Source organism: Providencia alcalifaciens (assembly GCF_020271745.1).
GTDB lineage: Bacteria > Pseudomonadota > Gammaproteobacteria > Enterobacterales > Enterobacteriaceae > Providencia > Providencia alcalifaciens_B.
The window spans coordinates 1308905-1326388 of the sequence record NZ_CP084296.1 but is presented as its reverse complement, the minus strand read 5'-3'; the positions used below and the strand labels follow the sequence as shown (position 1 = coordinate 1326388).

Below are 17484 nucleotides of genomic sequence, written 5' to 3'. Positions count from 1 at the left end.
TTCGCTGGGAAATCGATTAAATATCGATGTTCGCGGCTTTTAAGGCGTTCTCTTCAATAAAGGCACGGCGAGGTTCAACCGCATCCCCCATCAGGGTCGTGAACAGCTGGTCAGTTGCAATGGCATCTTTGACTGTGACACGCATCATGCGGCGAGTTTCAGGGTTCATGGTGGTTTCCCAAAGTTGTTCTGGGTTCATTTCACCAAGGCCTTTATAACGCTGTACAGATAAACCACGACGAGATTCACGGCTTAACCAGTCTAATGCTTGCTCGAAGTTGTCGATATTCTGGCGACGTTCACCGCGTTGAATATAAGCACCTTCTTCGATCAATCCACCGATGATGTCACCTAATTCGGTGATACGGCGGTATTCGCTACCATGAACGAAGTCGAAATCGAGGTTGTAGTCGCTATCAACACCATGGGTACGGATACGAATGGTTGGTTCGAATAGCTGACGCTCGCGGTTTTCATGAATGATATAGCTGTAAGAGCTACCCGCTTGCTCGTTCTCTTCTAAGCGTGCCACTAAGGTTTTCGCCCACTCTTCAACTTTCGCGCTCTCTTTCAGTGCGTCTTCAGTCAGTGTGGATTGATACACTAAGCTGTTCAGCAGCGCTTGTGGATATAGACGCTCAAGACGACGGATAATACGGTGTGCCGCATTGTATTCAACAACCAGTTTTTCCAGTTGTTCACCTTTCATGGCTGGGGCTTCTGCACTTAAGTGCAGCTCAGCGCCATCCAGCGCGATAGAGATCAAATAGTCGTCCATCGCTTCGTCGTCTTTAATGTATTGCTCTTGTTTACCGCGTTTCACTTTATACAGTGGCGGCTGAGCAATAAAGATATGACCACGTTCAACGATTTCTGGCATTTGACGGTAGAAGAAGGTCAACAGTAACGTACGAATGTGCGAACCATCGACGTCAGCATCCGTCATGATGATGATGCTGTGATAACGCAGTTTGTCTGGGTTATATTCATCACGACCAATACCACAGCCTAATGCGGTGATCAGTGTCGCAACTTCTTGGGAAGAGAGCATTTTATCGAAACGCGCTTTTTCCACGTTCAGGATTTTACCTTTTAGTGGCAAAATTGCTTGGTTCTTACGGTTACGACCTTGTTTTGCCGAGCCGCCCGCAGAGTCCCCTTCCACTAAGTACAGTTCAGATAATGCAGGGTCACGCTCTTGGCAGTCAGCCAGTTTACCCGGCAAGCCTGCTAAATCTAATGCCCCTTTACGGCGGGTCATTTCACGTGCTTTACGTGCAGCTTCACGGGCACGAGCAGCATCAATGATTTTGCCAACAACGATTTTGGCGTCGTTTGGATTTTCTAATAAATACTCAACCAGCTTCTCATTCATCATGGTTTCTACAGCGGTTTTTACTTCTGAAGAAACGAGTTTTTCTTTGGTCTGAGAAGAGAATTTTGGATCCGGCACTTTCACAGAAATAACGGCAATTAAGCCTTCACGCGCATCGTCACCTGTTGCGTTGACTTTGCTTTTCTTCTGGTAGCCTTCTTTTTCCATGTAGTTGTTCAGGGTACGGGTCATCGCAGCACGGAAGCCCGCTAAGTGGGTACCGCCATCGCGCTGAGGAATGTTGTTGGTAAAGCAGTAAACATTCTCTTGGAAACCATCGTTCCACTGCATGGAAACTTCCACGCCAATACCGTCTTTCTCAGTGGAGAAATAGAATACGGATGGGTGAATTGGGGTTTTGTTGCGGCTCAGGTACTCAACGAATGCCTTGATCCCACCTTCATAGTGGAAATGGTCTTCTTTGCCATCACGTTTATCAATTAAACGGATGGAAACCCCTGAGTTTAGGAATGAAAGTTCACGTAAACGTTTTGCCAGAATGTCGTATTCGAATTCGGTGATACCTTTGAAGGTATCCATGCTTGGCCAGAAACGTACACGCGTCCCTGTTTGGTCAGTTTCACCAACCACAGTCAGAGGACCTTGTGGCTCCCCGTGTTTGTACACTTGCTCGTGGACTTTACCGTCACGGCGGATCACTAATTCAAGTTTTTCAGATAAGGCGTTAACAACCGAAACACCTACACCGTGCAAACCACCGGAAACTTTATAGGAGTTGTCGTCAAATTTACCGCCAGCATGCAGAACGGTCATGATCACTTCTGCAGCGGAGACACCTTCTTCTTCGTGGATACCTGTAGGGATACCACGTCCATCATCTTGGACAGAGACGGAGTTATCGGCATGGATAGTGATGACGATATCGTCACAGAAACCGGCTAAGGCTTCATCGATAGCGTTATCCACAACCTCGAAGACCATGTGATGAAGACCTGTTCCATCGTCGGTATCACCGATATACATGCCCGGGCGCTTACGCACCGCATCCAGTCCTTTTAATACCTTGATACTTGAGGAGTCATATGTATTCGACATCAACGTTTCCTGCTCTTTCTATTCCTGAGGTTGAACTTCTATTTTGCCTTGCTCTACACTAAACATCTTACTGTTGGCATCAATCATATCATTGACTTGCGCCGGTGTAATAGCACTTACAAACACTTGTGCTTGCGTAGCTTTGAGTCGAGCCGCTAATAATTGCCGGCGACCAGAATCAAGTTCTGAAGCAAAATCATCCAGTAGATACAGGCATTGTTGCCCGCTCTGTTGAGTGAAATATTCACCCTGCGCTAACCTGAGTGCACACATTAATAATTTCAGTTGACCGCGAGAGAGCATATCTTCAACGGGAATGCCGTTGGCTCGAATTCGCAGGTCAGCTTTATGTGGCCCTGATGCGGTGTAGGTTAACGCTCTATCGCGCTCAAACTGCCGCTCTAACTGTTCTGAATAATCAATTTCTTTGTCCCAACCGCGTTGGAAAGAGACTGAAAGTGAGAATTCGGGTAAAAACTGTTTACAGGTTTGCTCAATATTTTCTGCGATACCTGCAATATACTCGCCGCGCCATTGGCTAATTTGTTCGGAAATTGGGGCGAGTTGCTGATCCCAATGGCGAATTTGCTCATAACGAGTCACTTGTCGTAAAGCCGCATTTCGCTGCTTTAACAAACGTTTTAAGTCCGACCACGTTGAAAAAAAGAGGGCTTCATTATGAAAGCATCCCCAATCGATAAACGCACGTCGGTATTTTGGACCGCCATTCAGCAGGGTAAACCCTTCTGGGGTAATGAGCTGCATTGGCAATAACTTTGCGAGTTCCGCAATTTTATGCCCGTCGGTGCCATCAATTCGGACTTTACTGTCGCCTTCGCGGTTTTTACTCAAGCCCAGCGACAATGTTTTACGTTCGGTGTCTGAGTGTCCCAGTTTACCATGTAAAATAAATTGTTCTTGGTCATGACGAATAACTCTATTCGCTTGAATGCTGCGAAAGGCTCGTCCATGTCCAAGTGTATAAATTGCTTCCAGTACACTGGTTTTGCCACTCCCATTAGGCCCAATTAAAAAATTGAACCCAGTTGCAAGGGAGAGATCGGCGTCTTCTATATTACGAAAATCGCGGATCAATAAACGCGAAAGGATCATACGGACTGATTACAAACGCATTGGCATGACAACATATACCGCAGAGCGGCTTGCTGAGTCTTCAATTTGTACGCTAGAAACGGCATCCGTTAAAAACAGCGTGACATTTTCGCTTTTCAGCGCGTTCAAGACGTCGAGGATGTAACTGACGTTAAAGCCAATTTCCATCTCACCACCTTGGTAATTAACATCAACAATCTCTTCGGCTTCTTCTTGCTCAGGGTTATTCGCCGTGATGCGTAATTGGTTTTCACTGAAGAATAAGCGTACGCCACGGAATTTTTCGTTAGACAAAATCGCTGCACGTGAGAAGGCTTGTTTAAGCAAATCACAGCGAGCTTCTAAGGTTTTATCTGGATTCTTTGGCAGAACGCGGCGGTAGTCAGGGAAACGGCCGTCAACGAGTTTAGAGGTAAAGATAAAGTCGCCAACATGAGCACGAATATTGTTGCTACCGATTTGCAGTTGTAGTGGCGCATCACCACCATCTAATAAGCGCATCAATTCCATGACACCTTTGCGAGGCACTATCACAGAATGGGATGGCAACTCTTGACCAATATCCATTGAACAAACCGCAAGGCGGTGACCGTCTGTGGAGACAGTTCTGAGCATTTGCCCTTCAGTTTCAAACAGCATGCCGTTCAGGTAATAACGAACATCTTGGTGCGCCATTGAAAACTGAGTCGCTTCAATTAAACGTTTCAGTATGGATTGAGGCAGAGAAAACTCAACCTCACTTTGCCAGTCATCTAAGTTCGGGAAGTCAGCAGCAGGTAAGGTGGATAATGAGAAACGGCTGCGTCCAGAACGCACAAGCAGTCGGTCATCATTAAGCTCGACTTGGATTTCAGAACCTTCCGGTAAACCACGCCAAATATCAAAAAACTTGCGCGCAGGCACCGTGGTGGCACCAATTTCATGCTCACGAGTGAGCGGAACATTGGCCATCATCTCCATTTCTAGGTCGGTTCCCGTCAGTTGCAGAGCACCTTCTTTTACGTGAAGTAAAAGGTTTCCTAAAATAGGCAACGTTGGACGTCCACCTAATGGGCCACTAACCTGTTGTAACGGTTTTAATAACTGCTCGCGTTCTATAATAAATTTCATAGCAATTAAGATGATAATGTTCTGATTAGATTTGAAAAATCTTCTTTGATGTCATGGCTTTCTTCTCGTAATTGTTCAATTTTACGACAAGCGTGCAACACTGTCGTGTGGTCACGACCGCCAAAAGCATCCCCGATTTCAGGTAAACTATGGTTTGTCAGCTCTTTCGCCAGTGCCATTGCCATCTGGCGCGGACGAGCGACAGAACGAGAACGGCGTTTAGAAAGTAAATCAGCGACTTTGATTTTATAGTACTCAGCAACAGTTTTCTGAATATTATCAATAGTTACCAGCTTTTCTTGCAGTGCTAATAGGTCACGTAACGCTTCTCGAACAAAGTCGATAGTGATAGCGCGACCGGTAAAATTCGCGTTAGCAATAACGCGGTTTAATGCACCTTCTAACTCACGTACATTAGAACGTAAGCGTTTTGCGATGAAAAATGCCACTTCACCGGGCAGTTGGATTTCGTTCTCATCGGCTTTTTTCATCAAAATAGCCACACGGGTTTCTAACTCGGGTGGTTCAATCGCAACGGTCAACCCCCAACCGAAACGGGATTTTAATCTATCTTCCACGCCGTTGATCTCTTTTGGATAACGGTCGGAGGTCAAAATAATTTGTTGGTTGCCTTCAAGCAGCGCGTTGAATGTATGGAAAAATTCTTCTTGTGAACGCTCTTTATTAGCAAAAAACTGAATATCATCAATCAGTAATGCATCAACAGAACGGTAATAGCGCTTGAATTCTTCAATGGCGTTGTTCTGCAATGCTTTGACCATATCTTGTACAAATCGTTCAGAATGCATATAGACCACGCGGGCGTTGGCCTTATGCTGCATAATGCTGTTACCCACGGCGTGTAATAAGTGCGTTTTACCTAAACCCGTTCCACCATAAAGGAACAGTGGGTTATAAGCGCCGCCAGGGTTTTCAGCAACTTGCCTCGCAGCAGCGCGAGCCAGTTGGTTTGATTTACCTTCAACGAAGTTATCAAACGTGTGTTTCGGGTTTACATTAGAACGGTATGACACATCGGGTTGAACTTTGGCTGAGTTGTCCCAGCTTGGTTTCATCGGTGCAGATGGCGCAGCGAACGCAGGCATTTCATTATGAGTGCGTACTTGAGGGCTCACCGGCGCGATGGTCATCGGTTTGTTACCTACTTCAAAGTGTAGAGCAGGGGCATCAGAACCGCAAAAGTCATTCAATAATTCGTTGATATTATTGATATACTTATCTCTCACCCAATCAAGGACGAAACGATTCGGGGCATACAGTGCCAGTGTATTATCGTTTAATTCAGCTTGAAGAGGGCGTATCCACATACTGAATTCTGTGGCAGGTAGTTCATCCTGCAATCGGGCAAGACATTGCTGCCAAAGCGAAAGTGACACGTTGGACTCCCCTAACAAGGTCAATGAAACAAGAATTACGGATTTCGTTAAGAATTTTTTACTGGCAACTATTCCATTAGCCACTTTTCGTGGTCACTAAGAGAATAGGGGGCCAGAGAAGGTGTTTGACTAACTTTTACTCACCATATCTATCCACAGCATATTCCTGATCCTCCGATCAGAAATAGACCTGCGATCATACCGCAAAATTCACCCAAGATCTCCATTCTTTTACACAGTTTTTATGCTTTTTATCCACAGGCAAATGTGATAAGGCGGCTATGATGGGGGAGAATTTTGCTGGGTGATCGCGGGCAACGACAAATTTTCCACATGTCTGGGGATAACTTTAGCCTATATATAGAAATTATCTCCCAAGATCAAAAAATATTTTGGGATCCCGCTAAGATCCTTGCGCTTTAGGGAGGAGTCCGTATAATCTTCCTCCCTGTGTACACTGCGAATGTCACTTTTTATGATGAATTTAGGCAGCATGGTTTTGTGGGTAACATCAATAAACGCTTGAGTTGATTGAAAGTTAAACTGTTAGACTTGCCTAAAAGACAGTATAAATGAGTTCCATACGTAGCTTGTCACAGCACATATCGGCAAACCGGTCAGCCAGGTTTAAATAAAAAGTGGTTTGATTACGTCATTTTATTGACGTGACCCCCTATGTTTTATTACAATCCTGCCTCTTTCTATATTGTTGCGATAGAGGCACAGGTGTAAATCAGTTTCCACTGGTTGCCAACGCGTTTACTGAATCAGTAATAAATTTTAAAGTTAGGTAGAAATCGTTATGAAACGCACTTTTCAACCGTCCGTACTGAAGCGCAACCGTTCACACGGTTTCCGTGCTCGTATGGCCACTAAAAATGGTCGTCAGGTTCTGGCTCGCCGTCGTGCTAAAGGCCGCGCTCGTCTGACCGTTTCATCTAAGTAATAAAGCTAGCCCTCTATAGTGGTTACGCTCGCATTTACCCGGGAGTTACGTTTGTTAACTCCCAGGCATTTCGACAATGTCTTCAAGCAGCCGCAGAGGGCGAGTTCCCCAGAGATAACAATCCTTGGTCGCCTTAACGAGCTGGGGCATCCCCGCATCGGTCTTACCATCGCCAAAAAAAATGTTAAACGTGCTCATGAGCGTAATCGTATCAAGCGATTAGCCCGTGAATATTTTCGTTTGCATCAACATGAGTTGCCTTCAATGGACTTTGTGGTTCTGGTTCGCAGAGGGGTAGCCGATCTCGACAATCAACAGATTACGGAATCATTGGATAAGTTATGGCGTCGTCACCGTCGCTTGGCTCAAAAGTCCTGATCATGCTGATCAGAGGTTACCAACTGGCTATTAGTCCGTTGTTAGGACCTCGTTGTCGTTTCAATCCCACATGCTCTAATTACGGAATTGAGGCATTGCGCAGGTTTGGTATGCTAAAAGGTAGTTGGTTAACAGCCAAACGCGTATTAAAATGCCACCCTTTACACGCTGGTGGAGATGATCCTGTCCCACCTAGAAAAACTGATGATAATAGAGAATTATAACGATGGATTCCCAACGCAATCTTCTACTCATCGCTTTGTTGTTCGTGTCGTTCTTAGTTTGGCAGGCTTGGGAGAGCGATAAAGTTGCTCAGGAAACCAAGGCTGTTCAAGTTTCGCAGCAAAAGACGGACATGCCGAGCAGTGCAAGCAATGATGGTCAAGCGGTCACAGGTAGTGAACAAGGTAAGCTTATTGCCGTTAAAACCGACGTACTTGATATTCGTATCAATACACGTGGTGGTGATATCGATGAGGCTGACCTGTTAGCCTATCCTGCAACCCTGAATTCACCAAACCCATTCCGTTTATTGGAAACCACACCAGGTTTTGTTTATCAGGCACAAAGTGGTCTGATCGGTCCTCATGGTCCAGACAACCCAGCGAATAACAATGGTCAACGCCCTCTTTATACTTCAGATGCAGCAAGCTTTGAGTTAAAAGATGGTCAAGACGAATTACGTATTCCGATGTCCTTCACCGATAATAACGGTGTGGTTTATCAGAAGGCGTACATTCTGAAGCGTGGCAAATACACAGTTGATGTTGAATACAACATTCAAAACCCAACTGCGCAGCCGTTAACGCTTGCGTTCTTCGGTCAATTAAAGCAAACCATCGCTTTACCAGAACAACGTGATACTGGCAGCAGTAACTTTGCTCTACATACCTACCGTGGTGCGGCTTACTCTTCTGATGAAAATAACTATAAAAAATATAGTTTCAGTGACATCGAAGATAAAAACTTAAGCCTGACAACCAAAGGTGGTTGGGTCGCGATGCTGCAACAATACTTTGCAACTGCGTGGATCCCGGCTTCTTCTGAGCAAAGCACTTTCTACACCATTGATCTTGATAAGCAATCAGCCATCGTTGGTTATAAGAGCGAACCTCTGACCATCGCATCAAATGGCGCTGCGACCTACTCTTCTACTCTGTGGATTGGTCCTGAAATTCAGTCAGAAATGGCGGAAGTTGCTCCTCATTTAGACTTAACCGTAGATTACGGTTGGTTATGGTTTATCTCTCAGCCACTGTTCAAACTGTTGAAATTCATTCACGGTTTCGTCGGTAACTGGGGTATTGCCATCATCGTTATCACCTTTATCGTCCGTGGTATCATGTACCCGCTGACTAAAGCGCAGTACACCTCAATGGCGAAAATGCGTTTACTGCAACCTAAACTGGCTGCAATGCGTGAGCGTATTGGTGACGATAAACAACGTATGAGCCAAGAAATGATGGCGCTGTACAAATCAGAAAAAGTAAACCCACTGGGTGGTTGTTTACCGCTACTGATCCAAATGCCAATCTTCCTTGCGTTGTATTACATGTTGATGGGTTCTGTTGAACTGCGTCACGCACCGTTCTTTGGCTGGATCCAAGACTTGTCTGCTCAAGACCCGTACTACATCCTGCCAGTGCTGATGGGTGTGACGATGTTTGTTATCCAGAAGATGTCACCAACGACTGTGACTGACCCAATGCAGCAGAAGATCATGACTTACATGCCAGTCGTGTTTACCGTGTTCTTCCTGTGGTTCCCATCAGGTCTGGTTCTGTACTATATCGTGAGCAACTTAGTCACCATTATCCAGCAGCAGGTTATTTACCGTGGTCTGGAAAAACGTGGCTTACATAGCCGTGATAAGAAAGCGAAGAAATAATCTAAATTCCAATCGAGTTTAGAGGGCTTCACAAAGCCAGATTCTATAGTAACATTGAGGCGATCCATTTAGGGTCGCCTCAATTTTTTTAGTCATAGACAGAGAAACATCATGCAAATCAACGATACTATCGTCGCACAGGCAACCGCTCCCGGTCGTGGTGGGGTTGGAATTTTACGTGTATCCGGCCCGCAAGCCGCCCTTGTTGCTGAAACAGTACTCGGAAAGTTACCGAAGCCGCGCTATGCCGATTATCTGCCATTTCGTGATGCAGATGGCTCTGTCCTTGACCAAGGGATTGCTCTCTATTTCCCGGGACCTAACTCTTTTACGGGGGAAGATGTTCTTGAACTACAAGGGCATGGCGGTCCTGTTATCCTCGATTTATTACTCAGAAGAATTCTGACCATTGCTAATATCCGTATTGCCAACCCGGGGGAATTTTCTGAGCGTGCATTTTTAAATGACAAACTCGATTTGGCGCAAGCCGAAGCGATTGCCGACCTGATTGATGCCAGTTCAGAGCAAGCGGCTCGTTCCGCAATGAATTCCTTACAGGGCGCTTTTTCATCTCATATCCACCAGTTAGTGGAAGCACTCACTCACTTGCGCATCTATGTGGAAGCAGCGATTGATTTCCCAGATGAAGAAATTGATTTCTTATCTGACGGTAAAATTGAAGCCAAATTAAACGAAGTGGTGGCGGACTTAGAAGATGTTCGCTCACAGGCTCGTCAAGGCAGTTTGCTACGCGAAGGCATGAAAGTGGTGATTGCCGGCCGTCCAAACGCAGGAAAATCGAGTTTATTAAATGCATTAGCGGGGCGCGAAGCAGCGATTGTGACGGATATTGCAGGCACCACTCGTGACGTGCTGCGCGAACATATTCATATTGATGGTATGCCACTGCATATCATTGATACCGCAGGTTTACGTGAAGCCAGCGATGAAGTGGAGCGCATTGGTATCGAACGCGCATGGCAAGAGATAGAACAAGCCGACCGTGTTCTATTTATGGTAGATAGCACCACAACGGATGCTACGGAGCCACAAGAAATCTGGCCTGAATTTATGGCTCGCTTACCAGAAACGTTGCCTGTTACTGTTATTCGTAATAAAGCAGATAAAACAGGGGAATCCATAGAATTTGTCGCTGATGCCCGTTACCCACTGATCCGTTTATCTGCCCGTGAAGAAAAAGGCATCGATTTGCTGCGCGATCACCTTAAAGAGACGATGGGCTTCAACAGTAATACGGAGGGGGGATTCCTCGCCCGTCGTCGTCACTTACAAGCATTGAATAATGCCGCAATCCACCTTGCCCAAGGCTATGACCAGTTAGTGAACGCTCGCTCCGGTGAGTTATTAGCTGAAGAGTTACGCTTAGCTCAGCAAGAACTGAGCGAAATCACCGGTGAATTTACCTCCGATGATTTGTTAGGGCGTATTTTCTCGAGTTTCTGTATTGGGAAGTAATGGGAAAAATAACCAGAACAAGTTATTAATTTAGTGGGCTTTCTAGTAATAGAAAAGCCCATTTTTCTTTGTGGGTTGGAAAATGGTAATAACTATTTTTAAGTACCACTGCAGAATGATAAGTGATCCTTCTCGAGTACGTCAATTTGTTTGGTGTTTGCCCTTTTTCTAGGATTTTAAATTTGCTAGCTTACTGCTGATAGCCAAGGTGTGGATATAATCTCGCCAATAGATAAGGTAAAACGGCAGGGTATAGACCAAGATAGTGTCGTGTGACGCAAATTGAAGTAGGGGAATTTCAATATGGAACAGCAGCAAGTTCAAACACTGACAATGACCTATGAAAGTCATGCCCAGCAGGCAGAAAGCGGTGTTGAATACTGGTTAGCAAGAGATTTGCAGCACCTATTAGGTTATGCGAAGTGGGATAATTTTGTTAGCGTTATCTCTAAGGCAAAAACGGCGTGTGAAATTAGTGGGCATATGGTGGTAGACCATTTTACCGATGTCGGGAAAATGGTGGAACTCGGCTCGGGTAGTCACCGTGAAATCGATGATGTGATGTTAACTCGCTATGCTTGCTATCTAATCGCTCAGAATGGCGATCCTCGCAAACAAGAAATTGCTTTCGCACAAACGTACTTTGCTATGCAAACTCGTAAAGCGGAACTAATCGCACAGCGTTTACTTGAAGCTGAAAGAGTACAGGCACGGCAAAAATTGTCTGCAACGGAAAAAGAGCTCTCCTGTGTTATTTTTGAGCAAACAGGCGGAAACCAAAACTTTGCATTGATACGTAGCAAAGGAGATACTGCATTGTTTGGTAAAAGTACTCAAACCATGAAAACTAAATGGAAAGTACCAGATAACCGTCCGTTAGCTGATTTTGCTCCAACAATTATTTTAAAAGCGAAGGATTTCGCCGCGGAGATAACGATTCATAATGCTCGTTCACAACAAATGGCTCATGAACAGGAAATATCACGCGAGCATGTGACGAATAATCAAGCGGTACGTGAAACGCTGATTAACCGTGGTATACATCCAGAGCAATTACCTCCAGCGGAGGGTGTAAAAAAAGTGGAGCGTCGTTTAGCTTCAGCAGAGAAAAAATCACGAAAAAACCCGGATACATTGGGTGAAAGTGATTAGCTATTGAGTTACCTGATAATAGAGTAAGCGAAGCAATGTCTTGTATTTGTTACTATAAACTGTCTATATGTTATAAAAGCTCAATTAATACTCACTGGCCATAGCGTGTCATTTGACTTATTGAATCCGCTACTGAACTATTTTTCAAGCTTCGGTACCTGAATAGAACGAAGCTAATGGCTCATAAGGACATTAATGGATATTCTGAATAGCCGAGAAATTGCCATTACAGTTTGGTTGTTAATTATTATTATATTAATTTCATTTTCTCCAAAGAGAAAAGATATAAGCCCTGCTTTTAAAGGCGTTCTCTCTGCTTTCTTCTCTAGGCGAATACTATCTGTGATTGGCTTTATGATTGCGTATATAGCTGTTGTGGCATATTGCCTATCAAAATTAAATTTATGGAATATAGAACAATTGAAAAACACTGTTTTTTGGTGTGTGTCTATTGGTTTTATGTCTTTATTTAAGCTTGAAAAAATAAAAATAGATAGAACTCTTTTTAAAAATCTCGTTATAGATCAACTAAAGTTATTAGCTGTGATCCAATTTATTGTAGGAGTGTATACATTTCCTTTCTGGATAGAGGTTATATTAGTGCCTTTTTCAACGCTAGTAGTAGCTATGCTTGTGGTATCTAAGACTGATCGAAAATATAGCAAGGTAAGAACATTACTAGAATTTTGCTTATCTCTATTTGGTGTTGTTCTAGTTGTCTATACCGTATTTATGTTAATAACTCATTTTGATGATTTTGGTAAAATAAAAACGGCATATGATTTCATTGTTCCACCATTATTAACTCTTTGTTATTTACCATTTTTATTTCTTTTAATGGTTTATTCAACATATGATGTGGCTTTTTCATGCACTAAAATTTCGATAAAGAATAAACACCTTAGATATATAGCAAAATTTTACGCAGTTATATTGTTTAATTTCCGAATAAGTCTTGTCGATAGGTGGCGTTATCATATAGTTAGATATAATGTGAATTCATATTCTGACCTTATTAATTCGTTCAAACATATTTTTAAACTAAGGGCTGCAGAACGAAATCCAAAGGATGTTCCAAAAGATAAGGGATGGAACCCTCAAAAGGCTAGAAAATTTCTTGTAGATCAGGGTCTTGAATCAGGGTTTTATAATAAATCTTATGATGAAAACTGGTTTGCACAGTCGCCCATGAAGGAGCTTAATGATGGGTGGATGCCTGATAATATCGCTTATTATATTGAAGGTTCAGAAGATATAGCTAATACGTTAAAACTCATAGGGAATATAAATGATGTTAATAGAGCTCCCTCTGTGTGCGAACAATTTGCGCATATGGCAGAAGCATTGAGTGTTTCTAGCTTAAATCAAGTTTTATCCCCAAAGATGATGAAATCTATCCTAGATTGTGAGTCGTATGATGAAAAATATGAAAATAAAACAATATTATTGACCATTGAACCTTGGCATGGTCATAAGCTTAATGGATACGACATGAAATTTGTAATATCAAGCAGTCAATGATTATCGTTTATAGGAAACTTAATTCCTCACCCTACTCGGATGGGTAAACACCGTGGCTTTACCTTGGCGGCAAAAACCGACCAGCGTTAAATTTGCTTTCTCGGCGACTTCAATCGCTAATGACGTCGCGGCTGAAACCGCAAACAGAATTTCCGCACCGCAGCTTGCAGCTTTTTGTACCATCTCATAACTTGCGCGACTAGAAACTAAAATAGCGCCTTGTTGCCAATCTGAACGGCTTTTCATTCCGAGTAATTTATCTAGCGCGACATGACGACCCACATCTTCACATCCGCCCACTAATCGACCTTCAGGGGAGATCCATGCAGCGGCATGAGTGCAACCGGTTAATGCGCCAATTTCTTGAACAGTCTTCAATTCTTGTAGGGCGTTATCGAGATAAGATAATGAGAATGTTTGAGTGAATGGCAGTGCAGTGATAGGCTTAAATATCTCATCGAGCTGTTCTGTACCGCAAATACCGCAGCCAGTTCGCCCAGTCAGATTACGTCGACGCTCTTTGAGTGCCATAAAACGGCGGCTTGATAACTCAATATGAACTTCAATGCCTCGGTGACAACCTTGCACTATATCAATTCCGCGAATTTCATCACGGGATTGTATGATCCCTTCTGATAATGAAAATCCGACAGCAAAATCATCCAGATCTTTGGGTGTCGCCATCATTACCACGTGAGATATCCCGTTATAAACGAGAGCGATAGGGATTTCCTCTGCAACAAAATCATTAACCAATGACCCGAGGTTGTTTTTTTGTTGCACGGTTGTAGGGTGAACGCCAATCATTTTGGATAATCTAGAGTTATTTGTAATATTTGTTTCATACATTAGGTGAATTCCTATCACTAATGATACATAATATTCGATATGGGTAAAAAGAATTTACACCATTTGTCAGGCAATGAACCTGAATACGTAAGGAAGACGTTGAATAAGAACAGTTTACCTCAAATTTTGTGACGAAGTTAGGTAAACATGAGCAATGTATATGAGGAGATCCCCCATGCAAGTCAGCAGAAGGCAGTTCTTTAAGATCTGCGCTGGCGGTATGGCAGGTACAACGGCAGCAGCGCTGGGTTTTGCTCCAGCAACTGCATTAGCCTCTACACGTCAGTATAAATTACTACGTGCAAAAGAGACACGAAATACCTGTACCTACTGTTCTGTCGGCTGTGGGCTGTTAATGTACAGCCTCGGTGATGGCGCGAAGAATGCGAAAGAAAGCATTTTTCATATTGAAGGGGACCCGGATCATCCGGTAAACCGTGGTGCACTTTGTCCTAAAGGTGCAGGATTAATCGACTTTATCCACAGTGAGAGTCGACTCAAGTATCCAGAAGTTCGCGAACCAGGCACTAACGAATGGAAACGCATCACTTGGAATGACGCGTTTGACCGCATCGCCAAGTTAATGAAAGAAGACCGTGATGCAAACTTCGTTAAACAAAATAAAGATGGTGTGACAGTTAACCGCTGGTTAACCACCGGTATGTTGTGTGCATCAGCAGGTAGTAACGAAACAGGTTTTGTTACTCAAAAATTTAGTCGTTCCCTCGGCATGCTTGCCGTAGATAACCAAGCGCGTGTCTGACACGGACCAACGGTAGCAAGTCTTGCTCCAACATTTGGTCGCGGTGCGATGACCAACCACTGGGTTGACATTAAAAACGCAAACCTGATCGTTGTTATGGGTGGTAATGCGGCAGAAGCGCATCCAGTCGGTTTCCGCTGGGCGATGGAAGCAAAAATCCACAATAAAGCAAAATTAATCGTTATCGATCCACGCTTTACCCGTACTGCGGCAGTGGCGGATTTTTACACGCCTATCCGTTCAGGAACTGATATTGCATTCCTGTCAGGTGTTATCAAATATTTGCTGGATAACGAAAAAATTCAACGTGAATACGTTGAGGCGTACACCAACGCCAGCTTAGTTATCCGTGAAGACTTTGGTTTTGATGACGGTCTGTTCACCGGTTACGATGCAGAAAAACGTCAATACGACAAAACCACGTGGAACTATGAGATGGATGAGAACGGCTTAGCGCTGCGCGATCCGACTCTGAAAAACCCACGTTGTGTTCTGAACTTATTGAAAGAGCACGTAAGCCGTTATACCCCAGAAGTAGTTAACAACATCTGCGGTACGCCAATCAAAGACTTCTTACAAGTCTGCGAATACATTGCAGAAACTAGCGCGAAAGACAAAACTGCGTCCTTCTTATATGCGCTGGGTTGGACTCAACACACCGTTGGTGCGCAGAACATTCGTACCATGGCGATGATCCAGTTACTGCTTGGTAACATGGGGATGTTAGGGGGTGGTGTGAACGCACTGCGTGGACACTCCAACATCCAAGGTCTGACTGACTTAGGTCTGTTATCTCAGAGCTTACCAGGTTACCTGACATTACCATCAGAAAAACAAACAACCTTAGAAAGCTATTTAGCGGCGAATACACCAAAAGCAACCGTTGCTGATCAGGTGAACTATTGGGGTAACTACCCTAAATTCTTCGTCAGCTTAATGAAAACTTTCTATGGCGATAAAGCGCAGAAAGAGAATAACTGGGGCTTCGACCTATTACCTAAATGGGATCAGGGCTACGACGTTCTGCGTTATTTCGAAATGATGGATAAGGGCGAAGTTAACGGCTATATCTGCCAAGGCTTCAACCCATTAGCCTCATTCCCGAACAAGAATAAAGTCTCGAAATCACTTTCTAAGCTGAAATTCTTAATTACGATTGACCCGCTGAACACAGAAACGGCTAACTTCTGGCAAAACCACGGCGAAATGAATGATGTGAAACCGGAAGATATCCAAACAACCGTGTTCCGTTTGCCATCTTGCTGTTTTGCTGAAGAAAACGGTTCAATTGTTAACTCAGCACGTTGGTTACAGTGGCACTGGAAAGGTGCGGATGCCCCAGGTGAAGCTATCAGTGACGGTGAAATCCTATCTGGTATTTATCATCGCCTGCGTCAAATGTATGAAACTGAAGGTGGCGCCGCCCCTGAACAGGTTCTGAGCATGACATGGGATTACCTTGACCGTGATAACCCAACACCAGAAGAAGTGGCAAAAGAAAATAACGGTTATGCGCTAGCAGACCTGAAAGATGCTGACGGAAACGTGATTGTGAAAAAAGGCGAACTGCTTAGCTCGTTTGCTCAATTACGTGATGACGGTACGACGGCAAGTGGTTGCTGGATTTTCTCTGGTAGTTGGACACCGAAAGGTAACCAAATGGCTAACCGTGATAACTCCGACCCAACAGGTCTGGGTAACACATTAGGTTGGGCATGGGCATGGCCACTGAACCGTCGCGTGATTTATAACCGTGCATCTGCTGACCCAATGGGTAAACCATGGGATCCGAAGCGCCAAATCCTTGAGTGGAATGGTAGCAAGTGGGTAGGTATGGATATTCCAGACTACAGCACAGCAGCGCCGGGAAGCGGTGTCGGTCCATTTATCATGCAGCCTGAAGGTATGGGTCGTTTATTTGCACTGGATAAGATGGCTGAAGGTCCATTCCCAGAGCACTACGAACCAATCGAAACGCCGCTGGATACTAACCCGCTGCATCCAAATGTGGTTTCAAACCCTGCTGCTCGTGTGTTTAAAGACGACTGGGCACAAATGGGTAAAGCGACTGAGTTCCCATACGTGGGTACTACCTATCGTTTGACTGAGCATTTCCACTACTGGACTAAACATGCACTGTTAAATGCGATTATTCAGCCGCAACAGTTTGTTGAAATTGGCGAACGCTTAGCGAAAGAGAAAGGCATTGAGCAAGGCGACACCATTAAAGTCAGTTCTAAACGTGGTTACATCAAAGCGAAAGCTGTGGTCACTAAACGCATTAAAACCCTGCAAGTGGATGGAAAAGACATCGATACCATCGGTATTCCAATTCACTGGGGCTTTGAAGGTGTTGCAGTGAAGGGCTTTATCACCAACACATTAACGCCATATGTAGGTGATGCGAATACTCAGACGCCGGAATTTAAATCATTCCTTGTCAACGTGGAAAAGGTGTAA

General features: G+C 44.2%; 13 protein-coding genes. 8 read left to right on the top strand and 5 right to left on the bottom strand.

Annotated elements, in window-relative coordinates; genetic code table 11:
* Positions 1–16 precede the first annotated feature (16 nt).
* The 4 genes from gyrB to dnaA are packed head-to-tail and all read right to left on the bottom strand — an operon-like array spanning position 17 to position 6051.
* Positions 17–2431: a DNA topoisomerase (ATP-hydrolyzing) subunit B gene (gene gyrB, locus LDO51_RS06120; protein WP_225576723.1), complete on the bottom strand. Its 2415-nt coding sequence runs from the start codon at positions 2429–2431 to the stop codon at positions 17–19.
* An 18-nt stretch (positions 2432–2449) separates the two neighbouring features.
* The gene (gene recF / locus LDO51_RS06115) at positions 2450–3544 is read right to left on the bottom strand and encodes a DNA replication/repair protein RecF (RefSeq protein ID WP_036950667.1); all 1095 of its coding nucleotides are present in this window, start codon (positions 3542–3544) and stop codon (positions 2450–2452) included.
* A 9-nt stretch (positions 3545–3553) separates the two neighbouring features.
* A complete protein-coding gene (dnaN, locus tag LDO51_RS06110; protein WP_225576722.1) occupies positions 3554–4654 on the bottom strand; it encodes a DNA polymerase III subunit beta in 1101 nt (366 codons plus the stop codon).
* Between the two features lie 5 nt (positions 4655–4659).
* Positions 4660–6051 (bottom strand): chromosomal replication initiator protein DnaA, encoded by a 1392-nt coding sequence (gene dnaA, locus LDO51_RS06105; RefSeq protein ID WP_225576721.1) that lies wholly within the window; start codon positions 6049–6051, stop codon positions 4660–4662.
* 802 nt (positions 6052–6853) lie between these two features.
* On the opposite strand from dnaA, the gene rpmH reads away from it, so the two are divergent.
* The 7 genes from rpmH to LDO51_RS06070 all read left to right on the top strand — a co-directional run bounded on the left by rpmH (position 6854) and on the right by LDO51_RS06070 (position 13412).
* On the top strand, positions 6854–6997 hold the full coding sequence (gene rpmH / locus LDO51_RS06100; RefSeq protein ID WP_004906236.1) for a 50S ribosomal protein L34: 144 nt from the start codon (positions 6854–6856) through the stop codon (positions 6995–6997).
* Between the two features lie 18 nt (positions 6998–7015).
* Positions 7016–7375 (top strand): ribonuclease P protein component, encoded by a 360-nt coding sequence (rnpA, locus tag LDO51_RS06095; protein WP_006660612.1) that lies wholly within the window; start codon positions 7016–7018, stop codon positions 7373–7375.
* The gene (gene yidD, locus LDO51_RS06090; RefSeq protein WP_006660611.1) at positions 7339–7599 is read left to right on the top strand and encodes a membrane protein insertion efficiency factor YidD; all 261 of its coding nucleotides are present in this window, start codon (positions 7339–7341) and stop codon (positions 7597–7599) included. Before rnpA ends, yidD begins: the two co-directional genes overlap by 37 nt.
* Before the next feature lie 2 nt (positions 7600–7601).
* Positions 7602–9263, top strand: a complete 1662-nt coding sequence (gene yidC, locus LDO51_RS06085) for a membrane protein insertase YidC (RefSeq protein ID WP_225576720.1) — start codon at positions 7602–7604, stop codon at positions 9261–9263.
* A 111-nt stretch (positions 9264–9374) separates the two neighbouring features.
* Positions 9375–10739 carry a tRNA uridine-5-carboxymethylaminomethyl(34) synthesis GTPase MnmE gene (gene mnmE, locus LDO51_RS06080; protein WP_225576719.1) on the top strand — a complete coding sequence of 455 codons (1365 nt, stop codon included), beginning with the start codon at positions 9375–9377 and terminating at the stop codon, positions 10737–10739.
* Between the two features lie 303 nt (positions 10740–11042).
* Positions 11043–11891 carry a DNA damage-inducible protein D gene (dinD, locus tag LDO51_RS06075; RefSeq protein WP_225576718.1) on the top strand — a complete coding sequence of 283 codons (849 nt, stop codon included), beginning with the start codon at positions 11043–11045 and terminating at the stop codon, positions 11889–11891.
* A 195-nt stretch (positions 11892–12086) separates the two neighbouring features.
* Complete coding sequence (locus tag LDO51_RS06070; RefSeq protein WP_225576717.1) at positions 12087–13412, top strand: hypothetical protein; 1326 nt, start codon at positions 12087–12089, stop codon at positions 13410–13412.
* Between the two features lie 18 nt (positions 13413–13430).
* Here the strand turns inward: LDO51_RS06070 and fdhD are convergent, their stop codons facing one another.
* Entirely contained in the window at positions 13431–14261 is an 831-nt protein-coding gene (fdhD, locus tag LDO51_RS06065; RefSeq protein ID WP_225576716.1) for a formate dehydrogenase accessory sulfurtransferase FdhD, read from the bottom strand.
* Between the two features lie 175 nt (positions 14262–14436).
* Between fdhD and fdnG the strand changes: the two genes are divergently transcribed.
* The gene (fdnG, locus tag LDO51_RS06060) at positions 14437–17484 is read left to right on the top strand and encodes a formate dehydrogenase-N subunit alpha (RefSeq protein ID WP_225576715.1); all 3048 of its coding nucleotides are present in this window, start codon (positions 14437–14439) and stop codon (positions 17482–17484) included.